Origin of the sequence: Saccharothrix saharensis (assembly GCF_006716745.1) — a bacterium.
Classification (GTDB): domain Bacteria; phylum Actinomycetota; class Actinomycetes; order Mycobacteriales; family Pseudonocardiaceae; genus Actinosynnema; species Actinosynnema saharense.
Genome location: NZ_VFPP01000001.1, coordinates 2,868,152 through 2,891,353, shown reverse-complemented (window position 1 = coordinate 2,891,353; position 23,202 = coordinate 2,868,152). Strand labels below are relative to the sequence as shown.

Here is a 23,202-nt window from a genome sequence, read left to right as displayed (position 1 = left end):
GCACGAAGTCCCTCGACGCCGCGGAGGCACAAGATGGTTGTTGAGATCACGACAGCTGCCCAAGCCGACCTGGGCAGCTGCGGCTGCTGCACCGGCTGCACCGGCCCAGGTTGCGGGTGTTGCTCCAGCTGCTAACCCACCCATCCGCCAATCCGGAACCACCCCGGCCCCGGCCGCCCCAGCGAGCCGGGGCTCGGGACCACCGCCCCCACCCACCGCGCCACGCCTTCGCCGGACGCTTCCCGCCCCGCCCTCGGCCGCGGTCGGCGGCCCGCAGTCGGGGTGCGATCAGGGGGCGCGCGATCAGCCGCACACCCGTCAGTCGCACGCCGGCGACCGCATGCCGGCAGCGGCACGTCGTCGCCCGTGCCCCGGCTCCCACCTGGCCATCGCGATGGCACCACGGCGCCGGCAGCTCGCGCCGGCGGCGGCAGCCCGCCCGGTAGCGGCCACCCTTCCTTCCGCCAACCGGCCCGCGAGCCGTCCGCTGCCGGTGGTGCCGGCGATGCCCTTCCGATTCGCTCGCCTCCGGGAGTCCGCTGACCCGCCGGGGCGAGGCCTCGCACCCGCGCGGCTGTGGATCAGGCGGACGGGGGTGGTTTCGGCGGGGCCGCTCGTTTTCAACCGAGGTCTGGTAACAGTGTTTCCGTACATTGTCGGGTCAGGTTCACCCGATCGGGTTTGGCGAAGGCGGCGGGTGGGACGCCGGAGCTTCGCGTCGTCAGCCTAGTGGATCAGTCGGATCCGCGCTGGTCAGCGTCACGGCGGGCAGACAGTGCCGCTGGCCGGCACCTTGGCGTCCACCAGGAACTCCTCCGCCGCCCGAGTCGCGCACGCCGACTGGCCGAGCGCCCCGTGCCCACCGCCCTGCCACCCCACCACGACCCCGGCCGGCAAGGCCTGGGCGGCACGTTCACCGCCCTCCCGCGGCGTCACGGGGTCGCTCGCCGTGGTCAGCACGAGGACCGGTGGGGCGCCCACCAGCCGGGGCACCTTCACCTGCTGCGGCACGGGGAACGGACCGCACGCCAGCAGCTTGCGGGCGAAGTGGGCGCCGAACAGCGGTTGCTTGGTCCGCCAGTCGGCGGTCAGCCCGGCCACCCGCTCCGGCGGCACGCGGTTCGTCGTGTCGTTGCACCCGGTGATGATCCCGGCGTCGATGCGCGGCGGGTCGTCGGCCTGCTCCAGCACCAACGGCTCGACGAACGCACCCAGCTCGGCACCGTCACCACCCTCCGCGGCCACGATGGCGTCCGCCAGAGCACCCCACCGCGCGCGGTCCGCCAGGCCGGCCAGGACGGCTTCCGTGGCGGTCCCCGGCGTGAGGTCGAAGTCGTCCCCGCGCAGCGGCCTGTCCCGCAGCGACTCCAGCAACGCCTTGAACCGGTCCGTCGCACCGGCGCCCAACGGGCACCCGCGGATCACGCAGTCCTTCTGGAACGCCGAGAACGTCTCCTCCGCCGCCACCGCCCGCGTCTGCGCCACGGCCGTCGCGTCCAGCGTCGGGTCCGGCGCGCCGTCGAACACCATCCGCCCGATCCGGTCCGGGAACCGCGCCGCGTACAGCGTCAGCACCCGCGAACCCTCACCGAAGCCGATCGCGTTCAGGTGCGGCACGTGCAACGCCTCGCGCAGCTGCTCCAGGTCGGCCGACGCGCGCCACGAGTCCACGCCGGGCAGACGGTTCTCCATGTCGAGCACGCACTCACGGCTCGCCAGGGTGTACGCGTCGACCAGCTCCTCGTGCGACTCGGCCCCCGGGTCGGCCTCCACGATCCCGATCCGCGCCGCGTCCGGCACGCACTGCACCGGGTCCGACTCGCCGGTGCCCCGCCGGTCCACGCCGATCAGCGTGAACGTGCTCAGCACCGTCGCGGGCAGGCTCGCGGCCAGCCGCGCGGCCTTCACCGTCCCCGGCTCGCCACCGGCCTCGCCGACCACCACGAGCGGGCTGCCGCCGGTGCCGACGCGCAGCAGCGACATGCCCAAACTGCCCCGCCCGGGACGGCTCGGCACGTCCAGCCGCACGGTGACCTGCGCGCACTCGTACTCCCACGTGCCCGCCGGCGCCGACGACCCCATCCGGGCCCGCGTCGAGTCCGTGCACGACGACCAGGACAAACCGGGCGCCTCGAAGCTCTCCAGTGGGGGGACCTCGCGCGGACCGGACGGCACACCCGCAGTGGACGGCTCCTCGCCGTCACCGTGCACGGCGATCACCGGCCGGGTCGACGGACCCGCGCTGCACGCGGCCAGCGCGCTCAGAGCCACCAGCATCAGAGTGGCGTGACGCCGACGCGGCACAGCGGTCCCCTCGCTCTCTCCCACGGCGTTGGTCTCCCGATGGGTTCGGTGCAGAGCCTCACACAGTCCAGGTGAGACTTCGGTGAGCGGGCTGGGAGAGGATGTCGGCATGGTCACGGTGCACGTCGAAGGCTTCCGCGAGCCCGAGCTACCCCGCTCGGGCCCGTTCGCGCTCGCCGCCAAGGCGTTCGGTGCGATCCCGCCACCCGCCCTGGTGCTCTTGGGCGTGGTCAGCGTGCAGATCGGCGCGGCCGTGGCGAAGCAGCTCTTCACCCTGGCGGGCGCGGCGGGCACGGTCACGCTGCGGCTCGTGCTGGCCGCCCTGATCCTGCTGGTGGTGTGGCGTCCGTCGCTGCGGCTGGACCGGCGGACGTACGCGGTGATCATCGGTTACGGCCTGGTGCTGGGCGCGATGAACCTGCTCTTCTACCAGGCGATCAAGCACATCCCGCTGGGCGCGGCGGTGACGATCGAGTTCCTCGGGCCGCTGGCCGTGGCCGTGATCGGGTCGCGGCGCTGGCTCGACGGGGTGTGGGCGCTGCTCGCGGCGGCCGGCGTGCTGCTGCTGACCAGGGTCGACGGCGGCCTGTCGGTCGCCGGCGTGCTGTTCGCGGCGGGCGCGGGCGCGTGCTGGGCCGGGTACATCCTGCTCACCGCGGCGCTGGGCACCCGCACGTCCGACGGCAAGGGACTGGCCCTGGCGATGGTGGTCGGCGCGTCGCTGGCGCTGCCGTTCGGGGTGGCCGAGGCGGGCACGATGCTGCTCGACCCGGTGGTGCTCATCGCGGGCGCGGCGGTGGCGCTGCTGTCGTCGGTGATCCCGTACTCGCTGGAGCTGGAGGCGCTGCGCAAGATCCCACCGCGCGTGTTCGGCATCCTGATGAGCCTGGAGCCCGCGGTCGCGGCGCTGGCCGGGCTGGTCGTGCTGCACGAGGCGCTGCACCCGGCGCAGTGGGTCGCGGTGTTCTGCGTGGTGCTGGCGTCGGTCGGGGCGACCCGGACCGCGAAACCGGAGGTGTGAGCGGTGGCCCGGAGCAACGCCGAGACGGTCGAGGAGTACCTCGCCGAGCTGCCCGAGGACCGGCGGGCGACGGTGGCGGCCGTGCGGCGGGTGGTCCTCGACCACCTGCCGGAGGGCTACGTCGAGGGCATGCGGTGGGGGATGATCACCTACTCCGTGCCGCTGGAGGTGTCCGGCAAGACCTACAACGGGCAGCCGCTCGGGTACGTGTCGCTCGCGTCGCAGAAGAACTACGTCTCGCTGTACCTGATGGGCGTCCACGGCGAGCGCGAGCAGGAGTTCCGGGCCGAGTTCGAGGCCACCGGCCGCAAGCTCGACATGGGCAAGAGCTGCGTGCGGTTCAAGCGGCTCGACGACCTGCCGCTCGACGTCATCGGACGTGAAGTCGCACGTCAGGGCGTGGTCGAGTTCGTGGCCCAGGTCCGCGCCGCTCAGGGGTGAGCGGTGGTGGCCGGCTCGGGCTTCGGTTCCTCGACGCCGAGCCGACCGTCGACGAGCTCGCCGCCCCGCTGCTCGAAGACCGTCGCGTAGGTCGCCGCGTACTTGCGGTAGACGTCCAGCGCCTCGCCGTCCGCCGCGGCTGCCACGTCGGCGCGGAACTCGTCGCGCAGCCGCCGCATGGTGTTCACGTCGCCGCGCCGCTTCATGCTGTGCAGGTAGGGCTTGAACGTCACGTTCAGCCCGCCCACCACGGCCGCGGTGAGCAGCAGCACCTTGCCCAGCGCCGTCTCCGACGAGGTGAAACCGACCGCGAGCACGGCGGGCACCAGGATCAGCACGACGGTGTAGCACAGCCCCGTCGTGCGGTGCACGACCCGCCACAGCGACAACCGCCGGCAGTCGTGTTGCATCCGGTCGTCCAGTTCCCGGATGAGCGCGTCCACATCAGCCACAGGCCATGACGGTACTCACCCGAGCGGTCACGCGGGGCGAACTTCGCCGCGCAGCACCGATTCCACGTCGTAGCGCGCGGGTTGGTCGAGCTGGTCGTAGCGGCACGACGCCGGGTCGCGGTCGGGCCGCCACCGGCGGAACTGGCCGTTGTGCCGCAGCCGGGCGGGCGCCGCGCCCTCGGTCTGCGAGTAGGCGATCTCCAGCACGCGCTCGGGCCGCAACGGCACCCAGTCGGCGTGCTTGCCGCGCCACCGGTTGATCTCGCCGGGCAGCCGGCGGCCGTCCGGCTCCACCAGCCACGGGTGGTCGTCGTCGGTGATCAGCGCCTGGAACTCCGCGGCCAGCGCCCGCCGCTCGGCCGCCTTGAACGAACCCACCACGCCGACGTGGTGCAGGACGCCCGCGTCGTCGTGCAGGCCGAGCAGCAGCGAGCCGACCGCCGTGCCCGGTTCGGTGTCCTTGTGCCAGCGCAGCCCGGCCACCACGCACTCGGCGGTGCGGGTGTGCTTGACCTTGACCATGGACCGCTTGCCGGGGGTGTACGCGCCCCCGGCGGGCTTGCCGATCACGCCGTCCAGGCCCGCGCCCTCGAACAGCTCGAACCACTGCGCGGCCAGATCGCCGTCGGTGGTCGCGGGCGTGAGGTAGAGGCCGTCGCCGGGCGTGATCAGGCCCTCCAACGTCGACCGGCGCTCGCTGCACGGCCGTTCCAGCAGCACCTCGTCGCCCACCGCCAGCACGTCGAACGCCACGAAGCTCGCGGGCGTCTGCTCCGCCAGCAGCCGCACGCGGCTCTCCGCAGGGTGGATGCGCTCGGACAGCGCGTCGAAGTCCAGCTTGTCGTCCTTGGCCACCACCAGCTCGCCGTCCACCACGACCCGGGGCGGCAGGGTGCGCTTGAGCGCGGCCTCCGCCTCGGGGAAGTACCGGTTGAGCGGCTTGCCGCTGCGGGACTGGAGGAACAGCTCGTCGCCGTCGCGGAACACCAGGCAGCGGTAGCCGTCCCACTTGGGTTCGAACACGAGGTCCGCGCCGGTCGGGATCTTGTCCACCGCGGTGGCCAGCATCGGCTGCACGGGAGGGGTCAACGGGAGCGCCACCCGGCCATCCTGCCTGGTGAACCGGCCTAGCGCACGCGTTGGCGCGGCCTCTTGGCCAGATCGAGCCGCACCGCGGTCGGCAGCACCTCGACGTCCAGCGCGGCGCGTGCCCGCGACAGCACCCGGTCGTCCAGCTCCCGCCACACGCGGGTGACGTCCGTGCCGTGCCGCAGGGTCAGCCGCAGCCGCAGCGCGGGCGTGCCCACCACCGACACCTTCGCCCCGGCCACGCCGTCGACCTGCTCGGCGTCGGCCCGCACCGCCGCCGCGAGCGCCTTGGCGGTGACGACGACGTCGTCCAGCAGCACGTCGGGCCGCCGTTCGGGGCGGATCGCGCACCACGCCCACCGCAGCCCGAGGACCACGGCCAGCACGCCGAGCACGCCCAGCCCGACCCGGACCGCCACCACGTGCCCGCGGGCCCAGTCGAGCACGACCGGGTCCAGCACGGGCCGGTCCACGGCGAAGCGGTGCAGCCCGACGGCGGCGCAGCCGACCAGGAGCGCGAGCGCGCCGACCACGAACGCCATCACCCGTTCGGTGCGGTTCGAGCGGTTCACCGGCGGTCCTTCGGCGACATCACGACGACCGACACCTTCGGCCGCACGGGCATCGGCAGCTCCGCCACGGCCGCCCGCGCCACCTCCAGCAGCCGGGGCCGCAACGACGCCTCGTCGTGCAGCCGGCTGGTCGCCCGCACCCGCACCTTGCGCCGCGACGCGGTCACCGACGCGTCCACCACACCGTCCTCCGCCCGCACCCGGTGCCCGACCACGCGGGCCAGCGACGCCGGCGTGGTCGCCACGCGGACACCGTCGGCCGGGTCGTCCAACGCCACCTGCCGCGCACCCGCCCGTGACGCCACCACCAGCAGGACCAGCCCGCCGACGGCCAGGCACGCGCCGAGGACGAGCACCGGCCGGTCCACCCAGGACCAGTCCACGCGCAGCGGCAGGTCCTGCCCGGCCCAGTGCCGGGCCACCAGGACCAGGAGCACCGCGCCCGCGGCGGCCAACGCCACCCCGAGCACCGGCGACAACACCCGCAGCACAACCCTCATCTACACCACCCGCGGCCGGGTCTCGGCGCGCAGCGCGGACACCGTGACGGCGACCGACCGGACCCGGTAGCCGGTGATCCGCTCGACCTCCTCGGTGACGCGCCGCCGGACGTCCGCGGCGGTGGCGCGCACGGGCGCGGGGTAGCGCAGCGCCAGCTTCAGCGCGAGCTCCAGGTCGGCGCCGTCCTCGCCGACCTTCACCGTCGCGCTCGGCTCCGCGCCGGGCACGAGCCGGACGGCGTGCGCGACCACCTTCCGCACCACGGTCCGGTGAATCTCGAGCGAACCTCGGCGGTCGTCCGGGCCGGTCACTTGTCGCGGCCCCGGCCCAGCAGGTCGCCCAGGTCGAGCTGCCCGTCCAGGACCCGGCCCACGACCAGCCCGATCACGCCGACGGCCAGCGTCACGAGGAACGCGGTGAACCCGCCGGTCGCGGCCAGGCCCAGCACCAGCCCGGCGAGCAGCCCGGTCTGCGTCGCGGTCATGCGCCCTCCTCCTCCAGGTCGGCCACCAGGACGTCGACCGGCGCCCGACCCGCCACCCGCGTCACCGCGGCCCGCAACTCCGCCGCCACCTCGCCGACGGGGCGGCCCGGGCGAAGCACCACCGCCACCTCGACCCGGTCGCCGACCCGGACGCCGTCCACCCGCCGCCCCGGCAGGTAGGAGGCGACCGCGCCGTCCAGGCGGGCCACGTCCGGGTGGGCGAGCAGCGCCGCCTCGACGTCCTCCGACACGTCCGTCGCCACGGCCGTCACTCGACCCGCGACCCCGTGCCCGACTCGGACTCGTCGTCGTCCTCGGGCAGGTGGATGTCGTTGACCGCGATGTTGACCTCGATGACCTCCAGCCCGGTCATCCGCTCGACCTGGCCGATCACGTTGCGCCGCACGGCCTTCGCCAGGTCGACGATGCTCGCGCCGTACTCGACGATGATGTCCAGGTCGACCGCGGCCTGCTTCTCGCCCACCTCGACGGCCACGCCCGCGGTGCTCGCGGTGCCCGCGCCGGGGATCCGCTCGCGCAGGGCGCCGAACGCGCGCGACACACCGCCGCCGACGGCGTGCACGCCGGAGATCTCCCGGGCCGCGATGCCCGCGACCTTCTGCACGACCGACGACGCGATCGTGGTCCTGCCCTGCTCGGTGTCGTCGGCCGAACGCGGGGTGCCGGTGTCCGGCTTGACGGCGGTGCTCTGAGCCACGGCGGATCCCTTCCGAATCGGAGCGTGCCCGTTCGGATGCGGACGGTATCGCCGATCAGGGCCCGGTCGCGTCCGACGTCACCGGATCAGGCGTCACCTTCCGGTACCGCAGGAGGAGGGCGCTGTCGTGGTGCAGCACCGAGTCCAGGGCCAGCGACCTGGGCGCCGGCGGCAGCGGACCGACCGCGATGCGACCGGCGTCACCGCCCGCCAGCAGCGGGGAGAACGTCACGCACAGCACGTCCACCAGGTCCGCGTCGATCAACGCGCCGAACACGTGCGGCCCGCCCTCGCAGTCGACCCGGCGCAGCCCGCGCTCGTCCAACGCGGCCAGCACCAGGTCCATGGCCACGGCCTCCTCGCCGGCCACGACCACGTCGGCGCCCGCCGCCGCCAGCGCGTCCCTCCGCTCCCGGGGCGCGGCCCGGGTGGTCAGGATGATCGGCGGCACGGACGTGCTGGTCAGCAGCGTGGACGTGGGCGGGATCGAGCACCGCCCGGTCACCACGGCGATCGGCGGCACGGGCGCGAGACCGAGCCTGGCCCGCCGCGACGCGCGCACCTCGCCCGCCTTGACCCCGTGGTAGCCCTCGACCAGGGCCGTGCCCGCGCCGACCAGCACCACGTCGCACAGGTCGCGGCCGAGCGCGAACACCTTGCGGTCGGCGTCGTTGCCCAGCGCCTGCGACCGCCCCGCCACCGACACCGCACCGTCCACGCTGGACACGAAGTTGACCTGAACCCACGGCCGGTCGAGCCCGTCGGGGTAGTCGTAGAGCCGTTCCAGCTCGTCGTCGGTGATCTCGCCGTCACGTGGTGGCCACAACATCCGCACCGCCACATCCCAGCACGCCGTTACGATCCGGGCATGTCCGCCCCGCCGCGCCTGTCCGACCGAACCCCGCACGTCGACGCGGACGAGCTGGTGGGCGCGATGGTGCCGCCGCCGCGCTTCGACGCGGTCCGCTTCGACACCTACCTGCCCAACCCGGACGAGCCGAGCCAGGCCGCGGCCGTCCGGGCGTGCCGGGAGTTCGCCGAACGCGTGTCCGAGGGCGGCGGCCGGGGCGTGCTCGGCCGGCTGTTCAAGCGGTCGGGCGGTGACGACGGGAAGCCCGGCCTCTACCTCGACGGCGGGTTCGGCGTCGGCAAGACCCACCTGCTGGCGTCGGTGTGGCACGCGGTGCCCGGTCCCAAGTCCTACGGCACGTTCGTGGAGCTGACCAACCTGGTCGGCGCCCTGGGGTTCGGCGAGACCGTGCGCCGCCTGTCGACCCACAAGCTGCTCGCGATCGACGAGTTCGAGCTGGACGACCCGGGTGACACGATGCTGGTCACCCGCCTGATCAAGGAGCTGACCGCGGCGGGGGTGTCGGTCGCGGCCACCTCCAACACGCTGCCGGACAAGCTGGGGGAGGGCCGGTTCGCCGCCGCGGACTTCCTGCGCGAGATCCAGTCGATGTCGGCGAGGTTCACCGTGGTCCGGGTCGACGGCCCCGACTACCGCCACCGCGGCCTGCCCGACGCCCCGCCGCCGATGGCCGACGAGGACCTGGTGGCCAAGGCGCACAGCACGCCCGGGTGCACGTTGGACGACTTCGCCGACCTGTGCGACGCGCTGGCCCGCATCCACCCGTCGAGCTACGGCAGGCTGGTCGACGGGGTCGCCGCGGTGCACCTGCGCCACGTGCGGCCCGCGCCCGACCAGGCGGTCGCGCTGCGGCTGGTCGCGCTGGGCGACCGGCTCTACGACCGGGACATCCCGGTGGCGGTGTCCGGCGAGCCGCTCTCGGAGCTCTTCACCGCGGAAATGCTGCGCGGCGGCTACCGCAAGAAGTACCTGCGGGCGGTATCCCGACTGGTCGCCCTCTCCCGCTGATCTTGCCTGCTCAGACCCCCGATCGGAGGGGTTTTGCGGGTGGGGCGCCGGGTATCCACCGGCCGTGATGAGCGAAGCGGAACGCCGCACCCTCAGTGAGATCGAGAGCATGCTCGCGGACGAGGAGCCGGGCCTGGCCTCGGCGCTCGTCGCCGGGAGAGCCCGGCACCCGGTGCTCAGCTACGCCCTCGTGGCCACGTTCGCCGGCCTGGGCGTGCTGCTGCTGTTCCTCGGCGCGTTCGGCCCGGCGCTGGCTTCGCTGGGTTTCGGCGCGTTGCTGCTGCTGATGCGCGGCTACACGTGGCGGTGAGCGCGGACCGCTACGGCACCAGGTTCACCCTGGCCGTGCAGCTGCCCACGCACGCCATCGCGTCGTAGTTCTCCCACCGTGCCGCCCCTTCCGCGGGGTCCTGCACGAGCAGCCCGGCGAAACCCGCGCCCATCAGCCGCAGCGAGCTCATCCGCGTGTACCCGGTGACCAGCCTCGCGTGACCGGGTACGAAGCTGATGGACGGCCGTTCCTCCCGCACCTCGGTCAGGTACTCGGTGAACGTCGGCGCCGTCGACACCGCCACCGACAGCGCCGCACCGGTCAGCCCCCGCACCGCGGGCGCCACGTCGCGCCACGTGCCGCGCACCGGCGCCTCCTCGGTGCCCAGCCCCAGCTCCGACGCCAGCCGCTCCTGGTCGTAGCGGTAGCGGTAGAAGTCCAGCAGCACCTGCACGCACGCGGCCAGCGCCCACTCGTCGGTCTCCTGGAGCGGCGGCCGCACGCACGGCGGCAGCGTCCGCGTGTCCACCTTGGGCCGCAGCACCTCCTCGACCAGCGCCCGGTCGAACCGCCGCACCACCGGCTCGTCCAGCCCCACCACCTGAGCCAGGTGGGTGAGGTCGTGCACCCGCTGCCGGTACCGCTCGGCCGCGTCCTCGCGCGGGTCGCCGACCGGCCACGGCCGCCGCACCACCGCCGGCGTCACGCGCCCCTCCGGCACGAACGCCACCAGCGGCGCGCCCCAGCACGGCCGGGCCGCCACGTCCACGTACCCGCGGCCCACCTGGTGGCGCCACAGCACCACCTCGCCGTTCTCGCACCGCACCGGCTCCGGCTCGCCGACCGGCACGCCGTCCCCGGCGCACGGCAACGCGCCCAGCGTGGCCAGCACCCCCAGCTGCGCCGCGACCAGCCGCACCGTGTCGACCGCACCCATCCCGACGTCCTCCCCGGTCCACCGCTCGTGTTGAAGGGAGTCGCGTCACACTTCGCAGATACCGCCAAATCCGCTGGCCATAGGCAGCGGCTATGGCCGACCATGCGCGGGTGGGATTCCTGGACGCGAACGGCCTCGCCTTCCGCCTGCCCGACGGCCGCGAGCTGTTCCGCGACGTGTCGTTCAAGGTCGGCACGAACAGCGTGGTCGCCCTGGTCGGCGCGAACGGCGTGGGCAAGACGACGCTGCTGCGGATCCTGTCCGACGAGCTGACGCCCACGGCGGGCAGCGTCCGCGTGCAGGGCGGCCTGGGCGTGATGCCGCAGTTCGTCGGCTCGGTGCGGGACTCCAGCACCGTGCGCGACCTGCTGCTGGCCGCGTCACCGGCGCCGCTGCGGGCCGCCGCCCGGGCGCTGGACGAGGTCGAGCTCCAGCTCATGGAGACCGACGACGAGCCGACCCAGATGCGCTACGCCGACGCCATCACCGCGTGGGGCGAGGTCGGTGGCTACGACGCCGAGGTGCTGTGGGACACCGTCACGGTCGCGGCGCTGGGCGTGCCGTTCGACCGGGCCCGGTTCCGCGAGGTCCGCACGCTGTCCGGCGGCGAGCAGAAGCGGCTGGTGCTCGAAGCGCTGCTGCGCGGGCCGGAGCAGGTGCTGCTGCTCGACGAGCCGGACAACTACCTCGACGTGCCGGGCAAGCGCTGGCTGGAGGAGCGGCTGCGCGAGACCGGCAAGGCCGTGCTGCTGGTCAGCCACGACCGGGAGCTGCTCGACGTGGCCGCGACGCACGTGGTCACCGTGGAGGCGCACTCGGCGTGGACGCACGCCGGGTCGTTCGGCACCTGGCACGCCGCCCGCGCGTCCCGGATCGAACGCCTGGCCGAGCAGCACCGCCGCTGGAACGAGGAGCACGACCACCTCAAGGAGCTGGTGCGCACGCTCCAGATCCAGGCCCGGATCAGCGAGGTGATGGCGGCGAAGTACCGGGTCATGCGGGCGAAGCTGGAGCGGTTCGAGGAGGCGGGCCCGCCGCCGGAGCTGCCGACGGACGAGAAGGTGGTGCCGCGGCTGCGCGGCGGCCGCACCGGCGTGCGGGCCATCACGTGCGAGGACCTGGAGCTGACCGGGCTGATGAAGCCGTTCAGCGTGGAGGTCTTCTTCTCCGACCGGGTGGCGGTGCTGGGCTCGAACGGCTCGGGCAAGAGCCACTTCCTGCGGCTGCTCGGCGGCGGCGACGTCGCGCACACGGGGGTGTGCCGGCTGGGCGCGCGCGTGGTGCCGGGCCTGTTCGCGCAGACCCACCAGCACCCGGAGTGGATCGGCCGCACGCTGGTCGACGTGCTGTGGCACGGCGAGGACGGCCGCAAGGGGCTGGACCGGGGCGCGGCGATGGCCGTGCTGAGCCGCTACGGCCTGGGCAAGCAGGGCGACCAGCGGTTCGAGACGCTGTCCGGCGGCCAGCAGGCGCGGTTCCAGGTGCTGCTGCTGGAGCTGTCCGGCGCGACGTTGCTGCTGCTGGACGAGCCGACCGACAACCTCGACCTGAACTCGGCCGAGGCGTTGCAGGACGCGCTGGAGGGCTTCACCGGCACCGTCGTCGCCGTCACCCACGACCGCTGGTTCGCCCGCGGCTTCGACCGGTTCCTGCTGTTCCGGTCCGACGGCGAGGTGGTGGAGGTCGACGAGCCGGTGTGGGACGAGACGCGGGTGAAGCGGGCGAGGTGATCCGCTCTAGTGTGCTGGACGTGAACGCTCTGCGGGTCCCCGTCCGGCGGTCCGCGCACGCGGCGGCCGTGGCGGCGCTGGTGGCCAACGTGCTGATCGTGCTCACCGGCGCCCTCGTGCGGCTGACCGGCTCGGGCCTGGGGTGCCCGACCTGGCCGAAGTGCACCGACGACTCGTTCGTCACCACGCCGGAGATGGGCGTGCACGGGGTGGTCGAGTTCGGCAACCGGGTGCTCGGCATCGTCGTCGGCCTGATCACGGTCGTCCTGGTGGTCGCGGTGGCCCGGCACCGGGCACGCCCGCCGAAGGCGCTGCCGCTGGCGGTCGGCATCCTGGTCGGGGTGGGGCTCCAAGGCCTGATCGGCGGGCTCAGCGTGCGCTACGCGCTCGCCCCGGAGATCGTCGCGGTCCACTTCCTGGCCAGCATGGTGCTGGTGGCGGCGCTCGTGGTGCTGGTCGACCTGCTCGGCCGGCCGGACGCCGCGGTGCGCGCGCCGGCGGACCCCCGGCTCCGGGCCGGGATGGCGGCGATGCCGGTGGCGCTCACCGCGGTGCTGGTGCTGGGCGCGCTGGTCACCGGCAGCGGTCCGCACGCCGGTGACGAGAACGCGCACCGGTTCGGCCTCGACCCCGCCGAGGTGACGTCGTTCCACGTGCTGGCCGTGGTGGTGCTGGTCGGGCTCCAGCTCGGCGCGGCGGTCGTGCTGCGCACCCCCGCGGCCGTGGGCGCGTTGGCGGTGTCGTCGGCGCAGGGCGTGATCGGGTCGGTGCAGGAGGCGTTGGCGCTGCCGGTGCCGCTGGTGGCGGCGCACGTGGTCACGGGCGCGCTCGTGGTCGCGGCCACCACGCACCTGGTCGTGCGGACGTTCCGCGCCTAGCGCGACCGCAGTTCCACCAGCACGCGCGGCACCTCGTCCAGCAGCTCGCGGGCCAGCATCCCGGTCAGCCCGGTGCGCGGCACCAGCCGCTGTCCGGCCATCGCGTGCACGTGCCCGGCCCAGCAGGTGGCGAGCGCCGGGTCGGACTCGCGGGCCAGCATCCCGCCGACCAGCCCGGCCAGCACGTCGCCGCTGCCCGAGGTGGACAGCCCGACGTGCCCGGTGCCGTCCTGCCAGACCCGGCCGTCCGGCGCGGCGACCACGCCCATCAGGTTCACCACCGCGTCGTACTTCCCGGCTATCGCCACGGCGGCCTCCACGTGGTCCTCGACCTCCGACCCCAGCAGGTACCCGCCCTCCACCACGTTCGGCGTGAGCACCACCCGACCGCGCACCGGGTCGCCCAGCGACGGGTGCAGGCCCAGCGCGCCCAGCGCGAACGCGTCGAGCACCACGGGCCCCCGCGTCGCGGGCAGCAACCGCTCCAGCAGGGCGGCCGTCTCGTCCGGGTCGACCAGGCCGGGCCCGATGACCACCGCCGAGGCGTCCGCCACGAGGTCACCCAGCTCGTCCGCCGCCGCGCGCGACACCGCGCCCGACTCCGTCTCCGGCAGGCCCACCACCAGTGCCTCGGGCACCGCCAAGCCGAGGCCGGAGGCATGCCGGTCCGCCACGGCCAGCTGCAACGTCACCGCGCCGGTGCGCAACGCCGCGATCCCGCTGAGCAGCACCGCGCCCGGCACGCGCCGCGAGCCGCCCACGACCAGCACGGTGCCGCCGTCCTCGCGTCCTCGCGGCCACTCCCGCAACAGGGCCGACGTGATGGGCTCAGGCTGAGCGCGTGGTGGCATCTTCGGTCTCCGTGGGTTCGGCGCCGTGCTCGATCAGGTGGTCGCTCTCGAACTCCCGCTCCAAGGACCACGCGCCGTCCTCGCGCCGCCACGACGTCAGCGAGCCGTTGGGCACGGTCGAGTGGTGCGCGTAGGCCAGCATGTCGCGCTCGGGCAGGCCCTCCAGCAGGTAGCGCAGCAGGAACGGTGTGATCTCGTGGGCGAACAGCAGCACCCGCTGCCCGTCGAGGTCGCGCAGCAGCGACCGCAGCCGCAGCAGGACGTCGGCCCACGACTCGCCGCCCGGCGGCCGGTAGTAGAACTTGCCGAGCCGGCGCTTGCGCACCACCTCGTCCGGGTACCGGTTCGCCACGCCGTGCGTGGTCAGCAGGTCGAGCACGCCCAGTTCGCGGTCGCGCAGCCGTTCGTCGACCAGCATCCGGGGGTGCCCCCGCAGCGCCAGGGCGGCGGTGTCGAGGGCCCGCCGGTACGGCGACGCCACGACCAGGTCCGGCCACTGCTCGTGCGGCATCGAGGCGAACCACCTCCCCAGCGCCCGGCCCTGCTGCTCACCGGCGGGGGACAGCCGCACGTCCGCGTCCCGCTCGGCGATGTCGATGACGTCGTCCCCGGCCGACTCGGCGGCTTCGCGCGCCACGTTGCCGTTGCTCTCGCCGTGCCTGATGACCCCGATCCACTCCACCCCAGCGAACTTAGTGGCACGGGACTGCGGGGGCACTCCAGGGAGACGTCCGCGGAGGGGAAACCTCCGGTGGACGAGGTGGACGAGGTGGACGCGTGCCGCGGACGCCCGGCACCCGTGGTCGTGCCGTTCCCGGTGGCCCGCCGGGTCATTCGCGGTCGGCGGGCAACCGGCCGGACCTGACCGCCGCGACCAGCACCTCGTGGTCGGCGCACGTCCGGTCGGCGTAGTCCAGCGCGTAGCGGGCGATCGCGGAGTCCAGCTCCTCGCCGTCCGCGCAGTACCCGGCCAGCAACCGCGGGTCGACCGACCGGCTGTGCGCGCGGGCCAGCAGCGCGCCCGCGAGCCGGCCGTAGTCGTCCAGGCCGTCCCGCTTCAGCGTGGTCGCGTCGATCTCGCCCTTGCGGTTGCGGAACTGCCGCACGATGTAGTCGCGGCCGTCGATCGTGGTCCAGCCCAGCAGGATGTCGGTCTCGGCCTGCACGAGCCGCGCGCCGTGCACGATCCGCTTGCCCTCGTGCTTGACCGGCGACGCGCCGAGGAACGGCGCCAGCGCCGACGGTCGCGCCTCCTTCACCTGGAGCACCAGTGCCTCGTCACCGTTGCCGTGCAACAGGACCAGGTAGTTGCGCCAGCCCACGCTGCCGGTGCCGACCACGCGGAACGCCACGTCCGACACGCTGTAGCGCATGATCAGGTTGTACCGCGACTCGCGCAACGTGTCCACATAGGACGGAAGGGCGTCCACGACGGACCGCGCGGCTCCGGGCGTGATGCGGGACAGCACGGGCGGGTCCTCGACGAACCGGATGTGCTCGCCCTCGCGCCGCGTCCACTTCGCCGCCACCCGGGCACTGGTGTTCTTGCGCGCCTTGGACGCGGCCTTGGTGAACGCGCCCATCAGGTCGTCGGCCTTGGTCCGGGACAACGCCGACTCGTCGCCCAAGGCGTTCCACGACTCCATGAACGGGATCTCGGCCAGGTGCCGCGCCGCACCGCGGTAGGCGCGCACCGCGTCGGACGCCGCGTCACGGCAGCCCTTCTCCGAGACGCCGCCCTCCCGGCCCGCGAGCACCAGCGACGTCGCCAGCCGCTTCAGGTCCCACTCCCACGGTCCGGGCAGCGTCTCGTCGAAGTCGTTGATGTCCATCACGATCCGGCCCTCGGGCGTGCCGTACAGGCCGAAGTTGGCCGCGTGCGCGTCACCGCACAGCTGCGCGTCCAGCCCGCTGCGCGCGCCCACGGCCAGGTCGCCCGCCATCAGACCGGCGCTGCCCCGGAAGAACGCGAACGGCGAGGCGAGCATCCGGCCGACCCGCAGCGGCACGAGGTGCGGCAGGCGGCCCTCGTTGGACGCGTCGACGTACTCGACCACGTCCGGCCGGTCGGGCGAGAGCAGCACCTCGCGGTGCGCCTCGTGCCTCACCGCCGCCCGCAGCTCGCGGCCGCGCGCCAGGACCTCCTCCGGTTCCACCCACTGTCCCAGCGCGACGGCCGCCCGGGCCCGCTTGCCTTCACCCATGCGGGTAAGGATGCGTCACGGACCGGCCGGATACGTGCGCCGCCACACGTCTGTGACCTGCGATGACGCTCTGTGCTCGGTCCGTCCGGTGTGGAATCGGACTCAACGGGACGGAATGGTCAAAACCTCGCCGATCGCGTCGACACCGCGGTCCAGCTCCTCCCGCGTGATCACGAGCGGGGGAGCGACCCGCAGGGTGGTGTCCTGGGTCTCCTTGCACAGCACGCCGAGCCCGGCCAGCGCCTCCGACGCCGCCCGGCCGCGCGGCCCGCCGGGTGCGATCTCCACCCCGGCCCACAGCCCGCGCCCGCGCACCTCGGCCACGCCGCGCCCGACCAGCTCGCCCAGCCGCGCGTGCAGGTGCGCGCCCAGCTCGCGGGACCGCTGCTGGAACTCGCCGGTCGCCAGCAACCGCACCACGGCCCGGCCGACCGCGCACGCCAGCGGGTTGCCGCCGAACGTCGACCCGTGCTCGCCGGGCCGCAGCACGCCCAGCACGGCGCGGCTGCCGACCACCGCCGAGACCGGCATGATGCCGCCGCCCAGCGCCTTGCCCAACGTGTAGAGGTCGGCGCGCACGCCCTCGTGGTCCAGCGCCAGCAGGTCGCCCGTGCGGCCCAGGCCGGACTGGATCTCGTCGGCGATCAGCAGCACGCCGTGCTCGTCGCACAGCGCCCGCACAGCCGCCAGGTAGCCCGCGGGCGGCACGACCACGCCCGCCTCGCCCTGGATCGGCTCCAGCAGCACCGCGGCCGTCCGCTCGGTGATCGCCTCGCGCACCGCGTCCGGCGACCCGTACTCGACGACCTTGAACCCCGGCGTGAACGGCCCGAAGTCGCTGCGCGCGGTCTCGTCGGTGGAGAACGAGACGATCGTGGTGGTGCGGCCGTGGAAGTTGGACCCGGCGACCACGATCTCGGCGGCGCCGTCCGGCACGCCCTTCACCCGGTAGGCCCACTTGCGGGCGATCTTGATGGCCGACTCGACGGCCTCGGCGCCGGAGTTCATCGCGAGCACCATCTCGGTGCCGGTCAGCTCGGCCAGCTCGCGGCAGAACAGGCCGAACTGGTCGTGGTGGAACGCGCGGCTGGTGAGCGTGACGCGGCCGAGCTGCTCGACCGCGGCGGCGACGAGGTCCGGGTGGCGGTGGCCGAAGTTCAGCGACGAGTAGCCGGACAGGAAGTCCAGGTAGCGGCGTCCTTCGACGTCGGTGACCCACGCGCCCTCGCCGTGCGAGATCACGACCGGCAGCGGGTGGTAGTTGTGCGCGCTCCATTCCTCGTCGAGCGCGATGAAGTGCGGGGAGCTCAGGGCTGCGGCCATGGCGGTCATGTCACCACAGTAAGGGGCCCGCGCCAGCGATTTCATCCGTCAGGCGTTGCGTGTCCATCATGTTCGTTGCGCAATCGAACCGTTTCGCGGCGATCTGTTGCGCAGTCGGCACGGCCAAGATCGGCGGGTTACCCTCCGACGATGGCCACCAAGTCCCCGCAGGTCCAGTCGATTTCCGACGCCTTCCGGGTGGAACCGGAGGGCTTCGACCTCGCCGAGGTCGACCCGGCCTCGACGCCGGTCGGGCCGAAGTCCAAGACCGCGGCCGCCGCCGACATGGCGGTGATGGGCCGGGAGCTGGACGCCCTCCAGGAAGCGCTGTACGCCGAGGGCACCGCCGGCGGGCACCGGCGGGTGCTGCTGGTGCTGCAGGGCCTGGACACCTCCGGCAAGGGCGGCACGATCCGGCACGTCGCCGGCCTGGTCAACCCGCAGGGCCTGCACATCGCGTCGTTCAAGAAGCCGACCCGCGCCGAGCTGCGGCACGACTTCCTGTGGCGGATCCGCCGCCAGGTGCCGCAACCGGGCTACATCGGCGTGTTCGACCGCTCGCACTACGAGGACGTGCTGGTCGCCCGGGTGGACAACCTGGTGCCGTCGACCGAGTGGCGGCGCCGGTACCGGCAGATCAACGCGTTCGAGGCGGAGCTGGCCGACCAGGGCGTGACCACGGTGAAGTGCTTCCTGCACATCTCGCCGGAGCGGCAGCGCGAACGGCTCATCGCCCGGCTGGAGAACCCGCTCAAGCGCTGGAAGTACAACCCGGGTGACCTGGAGGTGCGGGCCAAGTTCTCCCGCTACCAGCTCGCCTACTCCGACGCGCTGGTCAAGTGCTCGACGCCGGTCGCGCCCTGGTACGCCGTGCCGTCGGACCGCAAGTGGTACCGCAACTGGGTCGTGGCCCGGCTGCTGCTGGAGGTGCTGCGCGGCCTCGCGCCCACGTACCCCGAACCCTCGTACGATCCGGCGGTCGAGTTGGCACGGCTCCGGGACGCCGACCCGTTGCGCTGAGTGCAATCTTCATTGCGCCTCTTGCATGTTCACAGTGGTCCAGGCCAGTGTGGGAGCCGCCGCGGGCGGTCGAGCGGAGGTTCGGTGTGGTTGTCGACAGGCGGCGGTTCCTGGGGGCCGTTGGCGTGGGAACGGGGTTGCTGATGACCGAGGGTGTCGCGCGAGCGGACGAGGCCGAGGTGGGCCGCGGGCGGAAGGAGGTCCGCGCCTACCTGGGCACCTACACGTCCTGGGCGGGCGGCGGCACGGGCCTCGGCCTCGGCGCGTACGACCCGGCGACGGGCCGGCTGCGCGTCACCGGCGTGGTGCCGGACGTGCCGAACCCGTCGTTCGTGATCGACGCGGGGCGCTGGGTGTACGCGGTCAACGAGAAGTCCGACGGCGAGGTGACCGCGCTGGCGGTCGGCGCCGACGGCGTGCCGAAGGTGGTCGGCAGCCGGAGCACCGGCGGCGCGGACCCGTGCCACCTGGCGCTGCACCGGGGCTTCCTGCTCTCGGCCAACTACAGCTCGGGCAGCGTGTCCGTGCACCCGGTGCTGCGCGAGGGCGGGTTGGGCGAGCGCACCGACCTGGTCGTGCACTCCGGCGCGGGACCGGACCCGGACCGGCAGGAGGGGCCGCACGCGCACCAGGTGCTGCCCGACCCGACCGGCGCGTTCGTGCTGGCGGTCGACCTGGGCACCGACTCGGTTCACAGCTACCGGCTCAGCGACGAGGGCAAGCTGACCCCGGCCGGCACCGCGCGCGTGCACCCCGGCGCGGGTCCGCGGCACCTGGCGTTCCACCCGTCGGGCAAGCACGCCTACATCGCCAACGAGCTGGACTCCACGATCGTGGTGGCCGCTTACGACCGGGGGGTGCTCACGCCCGGCCAGAAGGTCGGCACGCTGCCCGCCGACGTGCCCACCGGCCCGCGTAACTACCCGGCCGAGATCGTGGTGTCGCACGACGGGCGGTTCCTCTACCTGTCCAACCGGGGCCACGACAGCGTGGCGGTGTTCGCGGTGGAGCGGGGCGGGGCGTCGCTGCGGCTGGTCGAGGTCACGCCGGTGGGCGGGAAGTTCCCGCGGCACATCGTGCTCGACGCGTCGGGCCGGTTCCTGCTGGCGGCCAACCAGAACTCCGACACGATCACCACGTTCGCCGTGGACCGGTCGACCGGGAAGCTGCGGCAGACCGGCACGACGGCGTCCCCGATCCCGGTCTGCGTCGCCCTGACGAGGTAGCACCCGACGGGTTAACTTCGGCCGGTGGGACCGTCCACAGTGGTAGGCCGGGTGCATGAGGATGCTCGCGGTCGCACTGGTGATGTCCCTGGCCCCGGCACCGGTCGCGCCGGAGCTCGTCGCGCTGGGTGACTCCTACGCGGCGGGCCTCGGCGCGGGCGACGAGGCGTCCGACGACTGCCGGCGCAGCCCGCACGCCTACCCGGAGCTGTGGGCGCGGCGCAACGGCGCGTCGCTGGTGTTCGCCGCGTGCGCCGGCGCGCGTACGGGTGAGGTGGCCGGTCAGGCGGACCGGATCACGCCGTCCGCCACGCTGGTCACCATCACCGCGGGCGGCAACGACGCCGGGTTCGGCGACGTGATGACGACGTGCACGCTCAACGGCGACGACGAGTGCGCGCAGCGGGTGGACGTGGCCGTGCGGTTCATCCGGGACGAGCTGCCGGGCCGGCTGGACGCCCTGTACGGCGCGGTGCGCGACCGGGCGAAGGTCGAGGTCGTGGTGCTGGGCTACCCGCGGCTGTTCTCGTTCGAGACGTGGTGCCTGATGAGCGGCCGCAAGCGGGAGGCGGTGAACCGGGCGGCCGACGCGCTGGCCGAGGTGACCGCCGACCGGGCCGCCGCGGCCGGGTTCACCTACGCCGACGTGCGGCAGCCGTTCGACGGCCACGGCGTGTGCGCCGACGAACCGTGGCTGAACGGCCTGGTCCTGGTCCCCGTCGACCGCTCCTACCACCCGAACCGCGCCGGCCACGAGTCCGGCTACCTCCCGGCGCTGACCGACGCCGCGTCCGTGCGAGCCGGCTGACCCGCCGCGAGCGGCTGACTTCCGGGCGGCCGAGCCGCCGTCTGCGGAGCAGCGGCAAGATGGCACCGTGAACCCCACGAACGGGCTGCGCCAGGTCGCGGCCACCCGCTACGTCACGCCCTTCCGGGAGGGCGGTTCGCTGCCCGGCCTGGTCGAAGCCGACGACCTCGGCATGTACGTGCTCAAGTTCCGCGGCGCGGGCCAGGGCGTGAAGGCGCTGGTGGCCGAGATCGTGGTCGGCGAGCTGGCCCGCCGCCTCGGCTTCCGGGTGCCCGAGATCGTCCTGGTCGAGCTGGACCCGGAACTCGGCCGGGCCGAGCCGGACCAGGAGGTGCAGGAGCTGCTGAAGGCCAGCGGCGGGCTCAACCTGGGGTTGGACTACCTGCCCGGCTCGTTCGACTACAACCCGGTGGTGCGCGAACCGTCGGCGGACACCGCGGCCCGGCTGTTGTGGCTGGACGCCCTCACGCTCAACGTCGACCGGAGCTGGCGCAACCCGAACACGCTGCTGTGGCACCGGGAGCTGTGGCTGATCGACCACGGCGCCTCGCTGTACTTCCACCACTCGTGGCGGCCGGAGAAGTTCCCGGCGGCCACCTACCGGTTCGACGCGGCCGACCACCTGATGCTGCCGTTCGCGGGCGACCTCGCCGCCGTCGACGCCGAGCTGACCGCCCGCGTCACGCCCGACCTCGTGCGCGAGGTGCTCGCGCTCGTGCCCGACGCGTGGCTCGCGCAGGACGAGGCGTTCGGCACACCGCAGGCCGTGCGCGGGGCGTACGAGTCGTTCTTCACCGCCCGCCTGGCCGCGCCGCGGACCTGGGTCGACGCACTGGAGGCCGCCCGTGCCGCACGTGTTTGAGTACGCGCTGCTGCGCGCCGTGCCGCGGCAGGAGCGCGGCGAGTTCGTCAACGTCGGCGTGCTGGTCTACTGCAAGGACCTGGACTTCCTGGGTGCGCGCGTGCACGTGGACGAGCGCCGGGTGCTGGCGTTGGACCCGTTCCTGGACGTGGAGGTGCTGCGGGCCACGCTGGACCACCTGGGTTTGTCGTGCGACGGCGTGCCCAAGGCGGGCCCGGTGTCGCGCACGTCGGCCGGTCAGCGGTTCCGCTGGCTGACCGCGCCGCGCAGCACCATCGTGCAGACCTCGCCCGCGCACACCGGCCTCACCGACGACCCGGAGGCCGAGCTGGACCGCCTGCTGGCCGCGCTGGTGCTGCCGCCCGCCCACTAGGGTGGGCAACCTCTCGCCGCGCGCCGCGTCTTTAGGTGCGGGCAGTGACGACACACGGACGGGGTCGCTTGATGAACGCCGGATACCAGCAGGGCGGGTATCAGCAGGGCGGATACCGACAGGGCGGGCAACCGCGGCAGCACAGGCCCCAGGGCCGGCCGCAGGGCTACGGGCAACCGGCATACCAGCAGGCCGCCCGCCCCGCGCAGCGCCGCCGCAAGCCGAGGATCGGCCGGATCATCGGGGTCGTCCTGGTGCTGCTGCTGGTGTTCGGCGTGGGGCTGTGGTTCTACGTCGACGGGTCGTTGCGCCGGATCGACGCGCTGGCCGACTACGAGGGCAGGCCCGCGGACACACCGGGCACGAACTGGCTGCTCGTCGGGTCGGACGCGCGGGACGACCTCACCGAGGAGCAGAAGCAGGACCTGTCCACCGGTGACGCGGGTGGGCGGCGCACGGACACCATCATGTTGCTGCACATCCCGGACGGCTCCGGGAAGTCCACTTTGGTGAGCGTCCCTCGCGACTCCTATGTGGACATTCCGGGCAACGGCAAGAACAAGATCAACGCGGCGTTCGCGTTCGGCGGTCCGTCGTTGCTCGTGCAGACCGTGGAGGGTGCGACGGGCATCCACGTCGACCACTACATGGAGATCGGCTTCGGCGGCTTCGCCGGCATCGTCGACGCGGTCGGCGGCGTGGACATGTGCATCGAGGAGCCGATGCGGGACCCGTTGGCGGGCTTGGACCTCCAGCCGGGCTGCCAGGAGCTCGACGGCGCGCAGGCGCTGGGCTTCGTGCGCTCCCGGGCGTTCGCCACGGCCGACCTGCAGCGGGTGGAGAACCAGCGCAAGTTCCTCGCGGCGCTGACCGAGAAGGCGACGAGCTTCGGCACGCTGGCCAACCCGTTCCGCGCGTTCCCGCTGCTGTTCGCGGGCACGGACTCGATCTCGGTGAACTCCGACGACCACCTGCACCACCTCGCGGGCATGGCGTTCGCCATGGGCGGGGGAGTGGACACGGTGACCGTGCCGGTGGGCGGCACGCCGACGGTGCCGGGCGCGGGCTCGGTCGTGCAGTGGGACCGGGAGAACGCGCTGCGCCTGTTCGGCGCGCTGGAGAAGGACGAACCGGTGCCCGCCGACCTGCTGCCGGCACCGAAGTAGCGCCGGCCGGGCCGCCGGGGCCGCACACGCACCCCGGCCGGCTCGCCGACGGGCCGCCGGGCACACGCACCCGGCGGCCCGTCCGCGTTCAC

Annotated in this window: 27 protein-coding genes; 12 read left to right on the top strand and 15 right to left on the bottom strand. The window is 73.6% G+C overall.

Annotated elements, in window-relative coordinates:
• Nucleotides 1-759: 759 nt before the first annotated feature.
• Nucleotides 760-2,277 carry an alpha/beta fold hydrolase gene (locus FHX81_RS11910; RefSeq protein ID WP_246107776.1) on the bottom strand — a complete coding sequence of 506 codons (1,518 nt, stop codon included), beginning with the start codon at nucleotides 2,275-2,277 and terminating at the stop codon, nucleotides 760-762.
• Between the two features lie 136 nt (nucleotides 2,278-2,413).
• Here FHX81_RS11910 and FHX81_RS11905 point away from each other — a divergent pair, with 136 nt between their 5' ends.
• Nucleotides 2,414-3,325, top strand: coding sequence for an EamA family transporter (locus FHX81_RS11905; protein WP_141977859.1), 912 nt, complete (start codon nucleotides 2,414-2,416; stop codon nucleotides 3,323-3,325).
• 3 nt (nucleotides 3,326-3,328) lie between these two features.
• Nucleotides 3,329-3,766 (top strand): DUF1801 domain-containing protein, encoded by a 438-nt coding sequence (locus tag FHX81_RS11900; RefSeq protein ID WP_141977857.1) that lies wholly within the window; start codon nucleotides 3,329-3,331, stop codon nucleotides 3,764-3,766.
• Here the strand turns inward: FHX81_RS11900 and FHX81_RS11895 are convergent.
• The 9 genes from FHX81_RS11895 to FHX81_RS11855 are packed head-to-tail and all read right to left on the bottom strand — an operon-like array spanning nucleotide 3,757 to nucleotide 8,411.
• Nucleotides 3,757-4,218 (bottom strand): hypothetical protein, encoded by a 462-nt coding sequence (locus FHX81_RS11895; RefSeq protein WP_141977855.1) that lies wholly within the window; start codon nucleotides 4,216-4,218, stop codon nucleotides 3,757-3,759. The two genes, FHX81_RS11900 and FHX81_RS11895, sit on opposite strands and share 10 nt — an antisense overlap.
• 27 nt (nucleotides 4,219-4,245) lie before the next feature.
• Nucleotides 4,246-5,319 (bottom strand): ATP-dependent DNA ligase, encoded by a 1,074-nt coding sequence (locus FHX81_RS11890; protein ID WP_141977853.1) that lies wholly within the window; start codon nucleotides 5,317-5,319, stop codon nucleotides 4,246-4,248.
• A 26-nt stretch (nucleotides 5,320-5,345) separates the two neighbouring features.
• Nucleotides 5,346-5,879: an alkaline shock response membrane anchor protein AmaP gene (locus FHX81_RS11885; RefSeq protein ID WP_141977851.1), complete on the bottom strand. Its 534-nt coding sequence runs from the start codon at nucleotides 5,877-5,879 to the stop codon at nucleotides 5,346-5,348.
• Nucleotides 5,876-6,379, bottom strand: coding sequence for a DUF6286 domain-containing protein (locus FHX81_RS11880; RefSeq protein WP_141977849.1), 504 nt, complete (start codon nucleotides 6,377-6,379; stop codon nucleotides 5,876-5,878). The genes FHX81_RS11885 and FHX81_RS11880 overlap by 4 nt, the downstream gene beginning before the upstream one ends.
• Nucleotides 6,380-6,631, bottom strand: coding sequence for an Asp23/Gls24 family envelope stress response protein (locus tag FHX81_RS11875; RefSeq protein ID WP_342787192.1), 252 nt, complete (start codon nucleotides 6,629-6,631; stop codon nucleotides 6,380-6,382).
• A 56-nt stretch (nucleotides 6,632-6,687) separates the two neighbouring features.
• On the bottom strand, nucleotides 6,688-6,864 hold the full coding sequence (locus FHX81_RS11870) for a hypothetical protein (protein WP_141977844.1): 177 nt from the start codon (nucleotides 6,862-6,864) through the stop codon (nucleotides 6,688-6,690).
• Nucleotides 6,861-7,127 carry a hypothetical protein gene (locus tag FHX81_RS11865; protein WP_246107775.1) on the bottom strand — a complete coding sequence of 89 codons (267 nt, stop codon included), beginning with the start codon at nucleotides 7,125-7,127 and terminating at the stop codon, nucleotides 6,861-6,863. Before FHX81_RS11865 ends, FHX81_RS11870 begins: the two co-directional genes overlap by 4 nt.
• A 5-nt stretch (nucleotides 7,128-7,132) precedes the next feature.
• On the bottom strand, nucleotides 7,133-7,582 hold the full coding sequence (locus tag FHX81_RS11860) for an Asp23/Gls24 family envelope stress response protein (protein WP_141977840.1): 450 nt from the start codon (nucleotides 7,580-7,582) through the stop codon (nucleotides 7,133-7,135).
• Between the two features lie 55 nt (nucleotides 7,583-7,637).
• Nucleotides 7,638-8,411 (bottom strand): pyrimidine reductase family protein, encoded by a 774-nt coding sequence (locus tag FHX81_RS11855; RefSeq protein ID WP_141983897.1) that lies wholly within the window; start codon nucleotides 8,409-8,411, stop codon nucleotides 7,638-7,640.
• A 39-nt stretch (nucleotides 8,412-8,450) separates the two neighbouring features.
• On the opposite strand from FHX81_RS11855, the gene zapE reads away from it, so the two are divergent.
• Nucleotides 8,451-9,461, top strand: coding sequence for a cell division protein ZapE (gene zapE, locus FHX81_RS11850; RefSeq protein ID WP_141977838.1), 1,011 nt, complete (start codon nucleotides 8,451-8,453; stop codon nucleotides 9,459-9,461).
• A 67-nt stretch (nucleotides 9,462-9,528) separates the two neighbouring features.
• Complete coding sequence (locus FHX81_RS11845; protein WP_141977836.1) at nucleotides 9,529-9,771, top strand: DUF3040 domain-containing protein; 243 nt, start codon at nucleotides 9,529-9,531, stop codon at nucleotides 9,769-9,771.
• A gap of 10 nt (nucleotides 9,772-9,781) precedes the next feature.
• On the opposite strand, the gene FHX81_RS11840 is transcribed toward FHX81_RS11845, so the two are convergent.
• The gene (locus FHX81_RS11840) at nucleotides 9,782-10,669 is read right to left on the bottom strand and encodes a hypothetical protein (protein WP_141977834.1); all 888 of its coding nucleotides are present in this window, start codon (nucleotides 10,667-10,669) and stop codon (nucleotides 9,782-9,784) included.
• A gap of 110 nt (nucleotides 10,670-10,779) precedes the next feature.
• Here FHX81_RS11840 and FHX81_RS11835 point away from each other — a divergent pair, with 110 nt between their 5' ends.
• Both FHX81_RS11835 and FHX81_RS11830 read left to right on the top strand, forming a co-directional pair.
• Complete coding sequence (locus FHX81_RS11835) at nucleotides 10,780-12,399, top strand: ABC-F family ATP-binding cassette domain-containing protein (protein ID WP_141977833.1); 1,620 nt, start codon at nucleotides 10,780-10,782, stop codon at nucleotides 12,397-12,399.
• A 20-nt stretch (nucleotides 12,400-12,419) separates the two neighbouring features.
• The gene (locus FHX81_RS11830; RefSeq protein ID WP_170232024.1) at nucleotides 12,420-13,277 is read left to right on the top strand and encodes a COX15/CtaA family protein; all 858 of its coding nucleotides are present in this window, start codon (nucleotides 12,420-12,422) and stop codon (nucleotides 13,275-13,277) included.
• Here FHX81_RS11830 and FHX81_RS11825 read toward each other — a convergent pair.
• The 4 genes from FHX81_RS11825 to rocD form a co-directional block, all read right to left on the bottom strand.
• Nucleotides 13,274-14,128: an NAD(P)H-hydrate dehydratase gene (locus tag FHX81_RS11825; RefSeq protein ID WP_141977823.1), complete on the bottom strand. Its 855-nt coding sequence runs from the start codon at nucleotides 14,126-14,128 to the stop codon at nucleotides 13,274-13,276. The two genes, FHX81_RS11830 and FHX81_RS11825, sit on opposite strands and share 4 nt — an antisense overlap.
• Nucleotides 14,106-14,810 (bottom strand): histidine phosphatase family protein, encoded by a 705-nt coding sequence (locus tag FHX81_RS11820; protein ID WP_141977821.1) that lies wholly within the window; start codon nucleotides 14,808-14,810, stop codon nucleotides 14,106-14,108. Before FHX81_RS11820 ends, FHX81_RS11825 begins: the two co-directional genes overlap by 23 nt.
• Nucleotides 14,811-14,958: 148 nt before the next feature.
• A complete protein-coding gene (locus FHX81_RS11815; RefSeq protein WP_141977818.1) occupies nucleotides 14,959-16,332 on the bottom strand; it encodes a DUF2252 domain-containing protein in 1,374 nt (457 codons plus the stop codon).
• A 102-nt stretch (nucleotides 16,333-16,434) separates the two neighbouring features.
• Complete coding sequence (rocD, locus tag FHX81_RS11810; RefSeq protein ID WP_141977816.1) at nucleotides 16,435-17,664, bottom strand: ornithine--oxo-acid transaminase; 1,230 nt, start codon at nucleotides 17,662-17,664, stop codon at nucleotides 16,435-16,437.
• A 141-nt stretch (nucleotides 17,665-17,805) separates the two neighbouring features.
• On the opposite strand from rocD, the gene FHX81_RS11805 reads away from it, so the two are divergent.
• From FHX81_RS11805 to FHX81_RS11780, 6 genes are all read left to right on the top strand, one after another.
• Nucleotides 17,806-18,675, top strand: a complete 870-nt coding sequence (locus FHX81_RS11805) for a PPK2 family polyphosphate kinase (protein WP_141977814.1) — start codon at nucleotides 17,806-17,808, stop codon at nucleotides 18,673-18,675.
• A 143-nt stretch (nucleotides 18,676-18,818) separates the two neighbouring features.
• Nucleotides 18,819-19,901, top strand: coding sequence for a lactonase family protein (locus FHX81_RS11800; RefSeq protein WP_141977812.1), 1,083 nt, complete (start codon nucleotides 18,819-18,821; stop codon nucleotides 19,899-19,901).
• A gap of 55 nt (nucleotides 19,902-19,956) precedes the next feature.
• Nucleotides 19,957-20,709, top strand: coding sequence for an SGNH/GDSL hydrolase family protein (locus tag FHX81_RS11795; RefSeq protein WP_141977810.1), 753 nt, complete (start codon nucleotides 19,957-19,959; stop codon nucleotides 20,707-20,709).
• 67 nt (nucleotides 20,710-20,776) lie between these two features.
• Nucleotides 20,777-21,571 (top strand): HipA family kinase, encoded by a 795-nt coding sequence (locus FHX81_RS11790; protein ID WP_141977808.1) that lies wholly within the window; start codon nucleotides 20,777-20,779, stop codon nucleotides 21,569-21,571.
• The gene (locus tag FHX81_RS11785; protein ID WP_141977806.1) at nucleotides 21,555-21,944 is read left to right on the top strand and encodes a DUF3037 domain-containing protein; all 390 of its coding nucleotides are present in this window, start codon (nucleotides 21,555-21,557) and stop codon (nucleotides 21,942-21,944) included. The genes FHX81_RS11790 and FHX81_RS11785 overlap by 17 nt, the downstream gene beginning before the upstream one ends.
• A gap of 71 nt (nucleotides 21,945-22,015) precedes the next feature.
• A complete protein-coding gene (locus FHX81_RS11780; protein ID WP_211363467.1) occupies nucleotides 22,016-23,110 on the top strand; it encodes an LCP family protein in 1,095 nt (364 codons plus the stop codon).
• Nucleotides 23,111-23,202: the final 92 nt, after the last annotated feature.